At 49.3% G+C, this 13023-nt stretch carries 10 protein-coding genes; all 10 read left to right on the plus strand.

Annotated features, from left to right (window positions below):
* Positions 1-259: 259 nt before the first annotated feature.
* The 10 genes from QOL74_RS02800 to QOL74_RS02845 all read left to right on the plus strand — a co-directional run bounded on the left by QOL74_RS02800 (position 260) and on the right by QOL74_RS02845 (position 12983).
* On the plus strand, positions 260-2053 hold the full coding sequence (locus QOL74_RS02800) for a sigma-54-dependent Fis family transcriptional regulator (protein ID WP_283407920.1): 1794 nt from the start codon (positions 260-262) through the stop codon (positions 2051-2053).
* Positions 2054-2440: 387 nt separating this feature from the next.
* Entirely contained in the window at positions 2441-3679 is a 1239-nt protein-coding gene (locus QOL74_RS02805; RefSeq protein WP_283407921.1) for a saccharopine dehydrogenase family protein, read from the plus strand.
* A gap of 201 nt (positions 3680-3880) precedes the next feature.
* The gene (locus tag QOL74_RS02810) at positions 3881-4282 is read left to right on the plus strand and encodes a 4Fe-4S dicluster domain-containing protein (protein WP_283407922.1); all 402 of its coding nucleotides are present in this window, start codon (positions 3881-3883) and stop codon (positions 4280-4282) included.
* Complete coding sequence (locus QOL74_RS02815) at positions 4279-6039, plus strand: aldehyde ferredoxin oxidoreductase family protein (protein WP_283407923.1); 1761 nt, start codon at positions 4279-4281, stop codon at positions 6037-6039. The genes QOL74_RS02810 and QOL74_RS02815 overlap by 4 nt, the downstream gene beginning before the upstream one ends.
* Before the next feature lie 3 nt (positions 6040-6042).
* A complete protein-coding gene (locus QOL74_RS02820) occupies positions 6043-6273 on the plus strand; it encodes a MoaD/ThiS family protein (protein WP_283407924.1) in 231 nt (76 codons plus the stop codon).
* A gap of 68 nt (positions 6274-6341) precedes the next feature.
* Positions 6342-7940: a sodium:solute symporter family transporter gene (locus QOL74_RS02825; protein WP_283407925.1), complete on the plus strand. Its 1599-nt coding sequence runs from the start codon at positions 6342-6344 to the stop codon at positions 7938-7940.
* Between the two features lie 110 nt (positions 7941-8050).
* Positions 8051-8965, plus strand: a complete 915-nt coding sequence (gene speB / locus QOL74_RS02830; protein WP_283407926.1) for an agmatinase — start codon at positions 8051-8053, stop codon at positions 8963-8965.
* 1 nt (position 8966) lies between these two features.
* Entirely contained in the window at positions 8967-10283 is a 1317-nt protein-coding gene (locus QOL74_RS02835) for a copper amine oxidase N-terminal domain-containing protein (RefSeq protein ID WP_283407927.1), read from the plus strand.
* Positions 10284-10706: 423 nt separating this feature from the next.
* A complete protein-coding gene (locus QOL74_RS02840; RefSeq protein ID WP_283407928.1) occupies positions 10707-12305 on the plus strand; it encodes a sodium:solute symporter family transporter in 1599 nt (532 codons plus the stop codon).
* 222 nt (positions 12306-12527) lie between these two features.
* Positions 12528-12983, plus strand: a complete 456-nt coding sequence (locus QOL74_RS02845; protein ID WP_283407929.1) for a pyridoxamine 5'-phosphate oxidase family protein — start codon at positions 12528-12530, stop codon at positions 12981-12983.
* Positions 12984-13023: the final 40 nt, after the last annotated feature.

The raw sequence follows: 13023 nt of genomic DNA on the forward strand, positions 1-13023 counted from the left end.
GTGCCGGAGCCAGGGGCAATGTGATTCGTTTCCTGGTACCGCTGGTGATCACCGATGAGCAGCTGCAGGCGGGGCTGGATATTCTGGAGGCGGCTTTGGAAAAATACGCTCGTTAATTTCATCACAGGCAGGAATTGGACACTTGTTTCGCGAATAAAACATAAGGGAGCGCATCGTGAATCGCCGTTGATCAACATGTTACCTGTCGAAGACCGGCGGCTTCTCCTGAGAAGCTGCCGGGGCAGGAAGGAGTGAGTACATGCCCAACTTAACAGAGATCCGTGAAACAACCCAGCAGGTGGCTGAAGCCATTTCGCTGGCGGTGGGTCTTGAAACGGAAATCGTCGATCACGAACTGACCATTGTGGGCGGAACAGGTCCCTATGTGGATCGCCTGGGAGGAAAAGAAGAACTGGGGAAACTGGAATCAAACTTTCTCTATGCAAGGGTTCTGAGGGAAGGGAAAACCGTTTTTGTCAAAGAAGCCCTCAGTGATCTGACGTACGATCCACTGACCCGTCTGGGTAAGCGCCAGGAACTGGCAGAAATCTGCACCCCTATCATCAGCGGTGGCAAAATCATCGGTGTGATTGGGCTGGTGGCTTTCACCAGGGAACAACACCAGCATTTGTTGATCGAAAAGGAGAAATTGAAGCTTTTTGTCGAACGAATGGCAGACTTGCTGGGTGCCAAGGCTTCTGAAAGAATTATGATCATGGAAATGCAGCGCACCCGGGAAGAGATGGCCACTATTCTGGAAACCATCCACGAAGGCATGTTGGCGGTGGATGACCGGGGGATGGTGGAATACTGTAATGCCAATGCAGCCCTGCTACTGAAAATAAACCGGGAAGAGCTCATTGGCAGTCATCTGGCCGCGCTCATGCCCGGCACACCGGCGTTGGAGGTTCTGAAATCCGGCGAAGGGTACACTGAACAGGAAGAAATTTTGAAAAATGGCAACCGGAATCTGCACTTCATTGTGACGGTCAAACCCATTGTGGATCAGGATCATATTCGCGGGCTGGTGGTCTCCTTCAGAGATATTGTGGAAGCGCGTAAGCTGGTGTACAATCTGAGCGAAATGAGTATTACTTACACTTTTGAGGATATCATCGGCGACAGTGAAAGGATGCACCGGGCAAAAAACCGGGCCCGGCAGGTGGCGAAAGGCAACTCCACCGTGCTGATTACAGGTGAAAGCGGCACAGGTAAAGAACTGTTTGCCCGGGCCATCCATTATGCCAGCAGCCGTTGTCACGGTCCGTTCATCACGGTTAATTGCGGAGCTATTCCGGAAACGTTGCTTGAAAGTGAATTGTTTGGCTACGAAAAAGGTGCTTTCACTGGCGCCAGAGATAAGGGAAAAGTTGGCAAATTTGAACTGGCAGATACAGGCACCATTTTTCTGGATGAAATTGGCGATATGCCCCTTCACTTGCAGGTGAAACTCCTTCATGTTCTTCAAAATCGGCGATTTGAGCGTGTGGGAGGCAATAAAACCATTCAGGTGGATGTGCGGGTAATCACGGCCACCAACCGGAATTTGGAAGAGATGATGCGGGATAAGATGTTTCGTGAAGATTTGTATTATCGCATCAGTGTTATTCCGCTGGTGTTGCCGGCCCTCAGGGAACGCAAAGAAGATATTTTACCCCTTGCCCGCTACTTTCTTCAAAAATATAATGGCTTCATGAATAAAAAAATACAGGGTTTTTCCGACGATGTGCAGCAGCTTTTCACGGGCTATCAGTGGCCGGGGAATGTGAGAGAGTTGGAAAATGCGGTGGAGTATGGTGTGAACATGACTTTTGGGGGGGCTGTGGAGATGGATGCAGTACCGCCCAAACTGCAGCATCTTCTGGTGGAACCAGGGCAGATGCTCAGGTATTCTTCCCTTCAGGAGCAGTTGAAAAACATCGAAAAGGAAATTCTCCTGAGCAAAATTCGGGAGCATGGGAGCACCCACGAGAGCAAGTTGATTATTGCCAAAGAACTGGGAGTCAGTCGTGCAACTTTGTACCGAAAATTGTCGGAGTACCGCATTTCTTAAAATTGAGAATCGAGAATATGAATATCAAATATGAGAATAGACTGAAAAATGAGTTTTCGAACTGTTTTAGCGTTTTCACGTATCATATTTGAGAATAGTGGGACTATTGTTGGAAACATCCGGTGGAAAAACAAGAGTAAGAATTGGCCTATTTATCTAAATATTTATGCAAAAGGCGTCGATCTGCGCTTTTATTCCCTGAAATAGGGATTATGGTATGAATTTTGCAGTGTAATGAAGATGCGTCACCAGACACTAAACACCAAAAGTGAAAGTGAGGGGTTGACATGTTTGACGCATACAGGGATTTACCTTGGGATTTCACCTAACACCACCATCGTCAGAGTGACCGGAGGAAAATGAACAAATAAAAAGGAGGATTTTCTGATGAAAGTACTTTTGATTGGTGTTGGCGGTGTGGGTGAAGCCATTGCGTCCATTGCAGACAAACGGGATTTTTTGGAATTGATGGTATTGGCCGATTATAATTTGGATCGTGCCAAAGAAGTTCAGGCAAAACTTGGGAACCCGGAGAAGTACCCGGTGGAACAGGTGGATGCCCGAGATGGAAAGCAAATTCAGCAATTGGTGAAGAAATATGGGGCGGACATCGTTGTCAATGGATGCGAGCCGGCCTTCAATGAATCCATTTTTGATGCTGCCTATGAAGCGGGATGCAATTACATGGATATGGCCATGACCTTGTCCCATCCACATCCGGAAGCGCCTTATGAAAAATCCCATATCAAACTGGGCGATTATCAGTTTGACCGGGCCCAAAAATGGGAAGAAAAAGGCTTGTTGGCATTGGTGGGATCAGGGGTTGAACCGGGTATGGCTGATGTTTTTGCCCGTTATGCCCACGACCATCTTTTTGATGAAATTGACGAGATTGGAATCCGGGACGGTAACAATCTTCAGGTGGAAGGCTACACGGTTCCTTTTGGATTTTCCATCTGGACCACCATTGAGGAATGCCTCAACCCGCCGGTGATCTGGGAACGTGACAAAGGCTGGTACACCACTGAGCCTTTCTCGGGAGAAGAGGTTTTTGATTTGCCGGAAGTTGGTCCGGTGGAAATGGTAAATGTGGAGCATGAAGAAGTGCTGTTAGTGCCCCGTTACCTCGACAAGGGATTAAAGCGCGTTACCTTTAAGTTTGGCCTGGGCAGAGATTTTATCACCATGCTGAAAAATCTCCAGGAGTTGGGACTGGCCAGTACAGAGAAGGTAAAGGTGAACGGGGTTGAGGTGTCACCCCGGGATGTGGTGGCAGCAACAGCTCCCAACCCGGCGTATATCGGTCCGAAAATGACGGGCAAAACCGTGGCTGGCACTTGGGTCACAGGCCGAAAAGACGGTTTGGATCGTGAAATCTATCTTTATCAAGTTGCAGACAATCAGGAGTGCATGAAAATCTACGGTTCACAGGCAGTTGTGGCACAAACGGCTTTCCCTCCTGTGCTGATGATGGAACTGGTGGCCAAGGGACAATGGAAAGCCACCGGCGTTCAGGGACCAGAGTTTTTCCCGCCGGAGCCATTTATGGAACTGATGGCTGCCTATGACTTCCCCTATGGATTGCAAGAACGGGATTCTGCCTATAAAGCGGCAACAAAATCCTGAGAGTAAGAATGATACAAACCTGAGCAAGGCCCTGGCACGGTATAAAATGATCTTTGGTGCAGACTCCCCCGCCTGCTGAAAATCCCTGCGTGTTGTGTGTGTGTGTCGATTTGTATGTTTGAGAGGGTGTCTGCGCCGGATCATTTTATCAATAGCATCGATGCAATAAAAGACGAACCTGAGACAAAGGAGGGAATCTGTGTGGGACTGAAATTTGTTCAGGAAAACTGTATTGGCTGTAAATTATGCGAGTTAGCCTGTTCGGCTTCTCATGAGGAAATGTTTAACCCGCGACTGGGCAGACTGAGAGTGGGCAGTCACTATGAGAACAAAGATCTAAAAATTGAAGGGCATGTCTGTATTCTCTGTGGCTCCTGTGTGCGCGCCTGTCCGACAGATGCCATTGCACTGGAAGACGGCCGGCTCCATTATACCAGAGAAGACTGCATCAACTGTGGTGTCTGTGTGGATGTCTGTCCTCAGTCGGTAATTGTACAGAAAGAGGAAGATGTGGGGATCTGTGATTTGTGTGAAGGTGACCCGTGGTGTGTCAAATCATGTCCTCATGGAGCGTTGATGTTGAAAGGGGGCACTTCAGCATGATGGGATATCAAAACAAGGTGTTGCGCGTCAACCTGAGCAGCAAAAGCTGGAGCACAGAACCCCTGAACATGACATGGGCAAAAAAATATATCGGTGGAAAAGGGTTGGGAATTAAATACCTCTATGAAGAACTGGCGCCTCACACCGATCCATTTTCACCGGAAAATAAACTGATTTTTATGACAGCGCCACTGACAGGTACCACTGTTCCCTGTTCGGGCAAGCTCGCCATCATTTCCAGATCGCCAGCCACCGGAACCATTCTTGACTGTTCCATTGGCGGCCACATTGCCTCTGAGATCAAATTTGCCGGCTACGATGCGGTGATTATTGAAGGGGCATTGGATGAACCGGGCGTGCTGAAAATTGAAGACGATCACATTACTTTTTTACCGGCAGATGATTTGTGGGGAAAAGGCTCCCATGAAACAGAAACCGCACTTATTGAAGCTCATGGCAAAGATATGAAAGTAATTTCCATCGGCCCTGCCGGAGAAAACCTTTCCACCATGGCCTGTATTAATTCTGACTACTATCGCCAGGCTGGCCGGGGCGGCATCGGCTCTGTCATGGGAAGTAAGAAACTGAAGGGATTCCTGGTGAAAGGAACCGGCGGTGTGCAGGTCCATTCAATTCAGGAGGCCATTACCCGGATCAACGAAATCATGCGTTCAGACACCTTGACAGATGACAACCTGTGGGCCTATACCGATGGAACGGCGATGTTGGTTGAAATGTCTCATAACACGGGTATTTTGCCAACCCATAACTTTCAGGACGGCACCTTTGGCGCTTATCAGGGCATCGACTCAGAAGCTATGAAAAAAGCCCGTTCCGGCAAAAAAGCCTGTGGAAGCTGTGCCCTTGGTTGCGGTAACTTTACTAAAACGGGGCGCGGTGCTGTGGAGGGGCCTGAGTATGAAACGTTGGCACTTTGCGGCTCCAGCTGTGGCATTGGCGAACTGGACGCTGTGGTGAAGTTCAATGACCTTTGTGATGATATGGGGTTGGATACCATCAGCGTTGGAAACACCACTGCTTTTGCCATGGAGTTGACAGAAAAAGGCATCAAGGATTTTGGCCTTCGATTTGGTGATGTGGAAAGCTACCTGAAGGTACCTGAGCTAATCGCCCGAAAAGAGGGTATTGGTATGGAACTGGGGCTGGGCACCAGGGAACTTGCCAAGCGTTATGGCGGCGAAGATTTTGCAATGCAGGTGAAGGGGTTGGAATTTCCTGGTTACGAACCCCGCGGCTCATGGGGAATGGGGCTGGCCTATGCCACATCTGATCGGGGTGCCTGTCATATGAGAGCCTGGCCTGTTGCTGTTGAAGCATATGGTGATGTGGATGCCTTCACTGTTGAAGGAAAAGCCCAGTTGGTGATGGAAATGCAGAACTCCAATGCCGTTAAATTCTCCCTGATTCTCTGCGACTTTTGGGCGGCGGGAGAAGAAGCAATGGCAGAAGTGCTTAACCTGATCACCGGGGCCGACTACACCGCCGAAGAGCTGCTGGCGATTGGTGAGCGTGTCGTGAATATCGCCCGTGCCTTCAATATAAGAGAAGGTTTTACCGGCACCCATGATACACTGCCCAACCGCATTTTCAATGATGCTTTGAAATCAGGAGCCACTGCCGGTAAAAAGATTCCCAGAGAAGACTTTGACAGAATGCTGGCGGAGTATTATCATCTCCGGGGCTGGACGGCAGAGGGCATTATTTCTGATGAAAAAACAGCAGTACTGGAGTTGTAACCTATGTTGATTCATGTGATTCTCGCAGGACCATTAAGCCGGTATGGAAATGGCTGCCGCGAGTTGTCAGTGGAAGGTGAGAAGGGGTGGCAGGTGGCTGATCTCATCAGTCACCTGAAAATCCCTGAAATGTCATATAGCTTCGTCTCCATTGGAGGCAGAAAGGTGGAAGAGCACCGGCCACTTTCTGAAGGGGTTGTGGTGACGGTGTTTCCGCCGGTATCGGGGGGGTGATGAGTAAAACCGGATTGTGACGGCTGACAAATGGAAAGCAGTGACACTCACAAGGAGGTTATATCTTAATGGGAGAAGATGTTGTAAGCGTATTTCAATCGGCTAATTTAATCTTGATTTTTCTGGGATTGTTTGTGTTAGTGATTTTGTACATGGGTGTTCGCTATTCCGGTAAAGTGGAAGAGTCGGATGACCTGGTACTGGCAGGCAGAGGGTTAAGCCTTCCCTTTCTGGTACCGTCCATTCTGGCCACCTGGATTTGTGCCGGTGCCATGATGGGGGCTGCTGGAGAAGCCTATACCGGAGGGTTGCAGGCAGTTGTATGGGATCCTTTTGCACCGGTAATGATGATGCTCATCGTCGGTGTTTTCTTTGCCCATCGGCTCAGGAGATCGGGTTATACAACAGTGATCGACTTTATGAACGACCGATTTGGTAAGCGAATGGGCATGCTGTATCTGGTGGTACAGATGCTGTCGGCCATTGGGTGGTTGGGTGGTCAGCTGGTGGCCCTGGGTGTGATTGTCTATCTGACCACCGGCTTCAGTATGATGACAGCCATTTTAATTGCTGCCATTGTCATGATTGTGGTGTCTTATATTGGCGGTTTGTGGGCTCTTTCGAGAGTTGATGCCATCGTGCTGGTATTGATCATTGTTGGTCTTCTCATAATGCTTCCCATTGTCATCGGCGAACTTGGCGGATGGGATGTCTTTTTTGCAGAAGGCGACAACTGGCTGGAAGTACCCACTTTTGCCATTACGCCTGTTGCTGCCGATGATGGCGGGTTCCTCTGGTACACAGGCTTTCTGGGACTGGCCTACTATCTTTCAGCCTGGGCAGCTTTGGGGCTTGGGGATGTTCCCAGTCAGGTAATCCTGCAGCGTGTGCTGGCTGCCAAGGATGAAAAAGTGGCTCGACAGGGTTTCATCATCAGTGGTGTGATGTACCTGTTTATTGGATTGATTCCTGTGGCCATTGGGATAGCCATGTATACCTGGGGACTTGACCTGCCGCTGGATAAGGTGGAGATGGTGCTTCCCTGGGTGGCGGACAACTTCCTGCCTCCCTGGGCTTCTGTCCTCTTTGTGGTTTCACTGGCAGGGGCGATCATCAGTACCGTGGGAAATACCTGTCTGATTTGTGCCACCATGGCGGGTCACAATTTGTTTAAGTACTTTAAACCCGATGCCACCCCCAAAGAAGAACTTCGCATGGTGCGACTTGCCATCCCAGTGACCATGTTCATGGCCCTGGTCATTGCCCTGTACTTCGAAACGGTGTACAAACTCATCGTGTTCTCGGGTGCATTGCAGTTGTGTACCATTTTTGCTCCCTTTGTTCTGGGCTTCTTCTGGAAAAAAGCCAATGCAAAAGGTGCGATCACTTCCTTCTTTACCGGGCTGATTTCATGGGTGGTCTTCTTCTTCATGATCTTCCCCTACACCAAAGAGTCCAACTTTGAAGAAGAAATCATTGAAGCGGGACTGGCTATGGACTGGGCCATCTGGGATGCCCTCTACATGTCCATGGTTCCTGCGGCCATTCTGGCCTTCGTGGTCATGATCGTCGTGTCTCTCAAAACACAGCAGTCTGATCCTCCGAAAGTCTTTACAGATTCCAAAGGGAACCCCATGACAGATGGCATGTTCTCCTGGTCAAAATAAGATAATCACCTATTCAAGAATTGATGTAACAACTCCCCGGGGTCCCTGTCTCAGGGTTCTCCGGGGTTCTCTATCAGCACTGGTGAGCTTGTTGAAAAGAGGTGACTAAGATGAAATACCCACATCCCTGGGGAGAAAATGCCACCGAGGAAATGGCAGCGGCGGATGTGCTGCTGATGGCTGTTCCTTTTGACGGCGCGGTGAGCAATGCCAAAGGAGCGGCAGAAGCACCAGACCGCATGCGGGAGCTATCGAGGATTTTGCCGCCGGTGACAGAAGAAGGTGACTGTTTTGGTGAGTTGAAGGTGTGTGATGTCGGCGATGTGCCGGTGATGCTGGACTGGCCCCGGTATTATGATGCGGTGGAAAAGAAAGCCGGTGAACTGGTAGCCACAGGAAAACCCTGTGTGTTTCTGGGCGGAGACCACTCCGTCACCATTCCACTGATCACCGCTTTTGCCAATACCTATCCCAACGAAAAAATTGGAATCATTCATTTTGATTCCCACCCTGACATCATTTCCGAGTATGACGGTCACGGTTGGTCTCATGCCTGTACCCAGCGCCGAGCGGTGGAACTAAACAATGTGGATCCTGGGGGGTTAAGCTTCGTCGGTCTTCGTTCTTTCATGGAGGAAGAGCTGGAATTTTTTGCAAAGCATCCGGAAATCACTGTTTTCAAAGCACGGGATGTTTACATGCAGGGGCAGGCAGCCATTGTGGAGCAGCTGGTGGAACATTACCGGCATTATCAGCGGATTTACCTGACGCTGGATATTGATGTACTGGACCCTGCTTTCGCGCCGGGTACTGGAACCCCGGAAGCAGGTGGTTTGTCATCCCGGGAGTTGATGGAGATGGTTCGGGCACTGATGACCCGCCTGCCCATTCAGGTGGTGGATCTGGTGGAGGTTTCGCCCCCGTTGGACCACTCCAATATCACCAGCTGGGCAGCGCTTAAAGTAATCTATGAAGTGTTTGGTGTGTTGTTTCGAAGGCAGTCCAATTCATTAAAGGAGGGGTAGAATGAAAAAAAGAATGGCAAAGTGGTTGGTGATGGTACTTGTGTTGGTAATGGTGATGGGCGGTACCGGAGTGTATGCCCAGCAGCCGGTTCAACTGATGTTGGACACCGAAGAGGCGGCAACAAGCCTTGTTCTGAAGGATGGCCGCGCCATGATTTCTGTGGATGATTTGGAAGAACTTATGGGAGTTGATGTCCAGTGGCAGGCGGATGAACTGGTACTCACTTACGCGGAAAAAACCATGGTGATGACAGTTGGTGCACAAGAAGCATTGCTGGACGGCGAATCCATGCTGTTGGACCAACCCTTAATCATGGAAGCGGAAATGCTCTGGGTGCCTCTGGCATCAGTATCCCGTGCTTTTGGGCACGAAGTCGCCTGGAATGCTTCCGCTAAAAGCGTTGAAATCATCAGCCGCACCAACCGTCTTTTTTCTGAATATGTCAAAGCCATCGCTACCACCGGAGCTCTGTTATTAAATGGAGAAATGGGCGATCTTCACGAAGCCATCGTTACTTCCGGCGAATGGGATACCCCTGAAAATGAAGCTTTTCGGACAAGCCTGAAGGAAATCAAGGAAGCCAGTGGGGCCACATATGTGTATACCCTTATTAAATCAGGCACTGATGAAGATCCTACGCTGCTGATTTCAGAATCAGACTATCCAGATGAATACGGTGATGAATATGAAATGGAATCCCAGTTTCTGAAGGCGTTTGCAGGGAAACCGGCCTATGCGGTTCATTTCTGGGATGATGAAGGCACGGTGATGAAGTCAGCCTTTGCACCCATTTATAATTCTGCCGGGCAGGTAGTGGCGATTTTGGGGATCGACACCGTTTACAACCCCATGAACCATGATGCCAACGCCCTTATCAGCTCAAAGGTGAAAGCCATTGCAGTTACGGGTTCCCTGATGTTAAAAGGAGAAATGGGTGATCTTCACGAAGTCATTGTTGCTTCCGGTGAATGGGATACCCAAGAAAATGAAGCTTTTCGGGCCGTTCTGAAAAAAATCAAGGAAGCCAATGGAGCCACCTACGTCTATACTCTTATCAAGTCGGGCACAGATGAAGATCCCACACTGTTGATTTCAGAATCAGACTATCCGGACGAATACGGTGATGAATATGACATGGAGCCCCAGTTCCTGTTGGCTTTTAGCGGCACACCGGCGGCAGCTCAGCATATCTGGATAGATGATGAAGTGATGAAATCCGCCTTTGCCCCTATCTATAACACCGCCGGCGAAATTGTCGCCCTTCTGGGAATTGACATGGAAGCACCCGAACTGGCACATGTACCGGAACTTGATTAATCAGACAGGAGCAGCTGTTTCTACAGATGATTGAATGGGTGTTTCGACAACGCCTTTCAGGAAAGTGCAGGTGGCCATTGTGCTGCCTGTATTTTCTTAATATTGCGCCAAAGTCTTGTTGGGTGTACAATAAAGAAGGAATGAAGGGATGTGAGTGTGCAGTTTGACAGCAAGTACCACATAGGGAGGCAATAATCGAAGGAGGGGTGCGTATATTAAGAAACTGAATAGATGTAGATGAATTGATAACAAGGTTCACTACAGCAATAACCACACGGGACGATACAGCCATTTCGCAAGACACTGCAGCCTGCTGCAGAGGCCGGGGAGACCCCTGTAACGACTGAAAGCCTTCGAAAGACTGGAGCCACGCGATTGGTATGCTGCATAACCTAACCTGATAACATGACAGGAGGCGTTATGATGGAGCAATCGGTGATTACAGTTTTCGAATCTTCAAAATGGATTTTAGGTATTTTGGGTATTTATGTCATTGCGATACTTTTTCTTGGATTTCGCTATTCAGGGCGTATTGAAGAATCGGACGATTTGGCCCTGGCCGGTCGTAATTTGACACTGCCCTTCATGGTACCTTCCATCGTGGCCACCTGGATTTGCGCCGGTGCCATTATGGGAGCTGCGGCAGAATCATACAAGTGGGGATTTCAGGGTGTCATCTGGGACCCCTTTGCCCCTGCACTGATGATGGTGCTGGTGGCAGTTTTCTTTGCCCGGCGACTTCGCCAGTCACGGTTCAGCACCGTGGTGGACTTCATGCGCACCCGATACAGTGAACGGATGGGTGATCATTACCTGCTGATTCAGGTACTGTCGGCCACCAGTTGGCTGGGAGGCCAGTTGGTGGCACTGGGAATTATCGTCAATCTGACCACAGGCGTGGGGATGCTTCCCGCCACCATGATTGCCACTGTTGTCGTCGTTTTGGTGACCTACTTTGGCGGGTTATGGGCTTTGTCACGGGTGGATGCCATTGGATTTACCCTCATTATTGCAGGGCTATTCGTCATGTTTCCGGTGGTTATTTCCGAAGTGGGCGGATGGAGCGAGTTCATCGCCAACGCTGCAAACTGGGGTGAGTTGCCACCCTTCGCCATGATACCTGTTGCTCCTGATGACGGCGGGTTTATCTGGTACACCGGCATTCTGGGAATTGTATATTACCTGTCGGCCTGGGCATCACTGGGCATCGGAGATCTAAACAGCCAGGTGCTTCTTCAGCGAGTGCTGGCTGCAAAAGACGAAAAAACAGCTGTGAGGGGTTTTATGATCAGTGGTGTGCTATACCTGGTGCTGGGGCTAATCCCGGTACTCATTGGTATTGCCATGTTCACCTACGGGTTGGAGCTGCCATTGGAACAGACGGAATATGTGCTTCCCTGGGTGGCAGAAAACTTTTTGCCCAGCTGGGCGGGGGTACTGTTCATTGTTGCACTGACGGCGGCCATCATCAGCACTGTGGGAGATAACTGCCTTATTGTTTCCACCATGATTGGAAATAACATCTATCCCAAATACGTACCAGAAGCCACACAGAAGCAAAAATTGCGTGTGATGCGCATTGCCATTCCGGTGGTGGCCGTTGTAGCCATGGGAATTGCACTGATGTTCAGCACGGTGTATAAACTCATTGTGTTTACTGGATCCATTTCATTGGTTACCATCATTGTTCCCTATATCTGCGGCTTTTTCTGGAAAAAGGGAAATGCAAGAGGTGCGCTGGCTTCTTTCTACACAGGTGCCATTACCACGGCGATTTCGTTCTTTCTGTTCTTTCCCTTCACCAAGGAAGCCAACATGGATGTGATGGTGGAAGGACAGGTCTATATGGATTGGGCCATCTGGGATGCCCTGTACATGGCATTGATTCCGGGAGCCATTGCAGGACTGGTGGCGATGATTGTGGTTTCGTTGAAAACCCAACATTCTGATCCACCGAAACCCTTCGTTAACGCCAAGGGTGAACCCATGGACAACCGGGTATTTTTCTGGCAAAAATCCTGACTGCTTCATCAGAACACAGGATAGACAGCATATATAGCATATGCAGGATATACGAAAGTGCTTGAGATGTTGAAAGCACTGAAACATTTGACATGGTTGAAAAGGAACCAGCAACTCCATCAAACCAGATTAAAGGGGCTTAACCGTCATCGGGTGGTTAAGCCCTTTTCAGAACTGCTACAATGCAGTATCAATGACAAAAATGAAAAGGAGGCTGTCAACATGAACCACTGGGAGACAAAACGGGAAGCGGTTGAAAAACTGATGCAGGATGCAACGGTGGTACGCCTGGCATTGTGTGACGGTGAGCAGCCCTATGTGGTGCCGGTGAATTTTGGAGTGGGAGAAGGTAAGCTTTATTTTCATTCAGGAGCAAAAGGCACAAAAGTTGATATTTTAAGCCGAAACCCCCGGGTAGCCTTTGAAATGGACGCAGACGTGACTGTTGTGAAACATCCTGAAGCTTGTCACTGGAGCATGAAATACCGAAGCCTTGTGGGAACAGGTATCGTTCGGCTCCTCACAGATCCGGCGGAAAAGAAGGCGGGGCTGGACCGATTGATGGCGCATCATGCACCGGGAGAAACCTTCCCATATGACGAAAAAATGATGATGGTCACCCATGTCTATGAAATTGCTGTCGAAAATCTACATTACAAAGAAGCGAAAGGATCATAATTAGAAAGCGAAAAGATATTGAAACCAGGTTGATGACAAG

It is taken from the genome of Anoxynatronum buryatiense (assembly GCF_900182905.1).
GTDB lineage: Bacteria > Bacillota > Clostridia > Peptostreptococcales > Tindalliaceae > Anoxynatronum > Anoxynatronum buryatiense.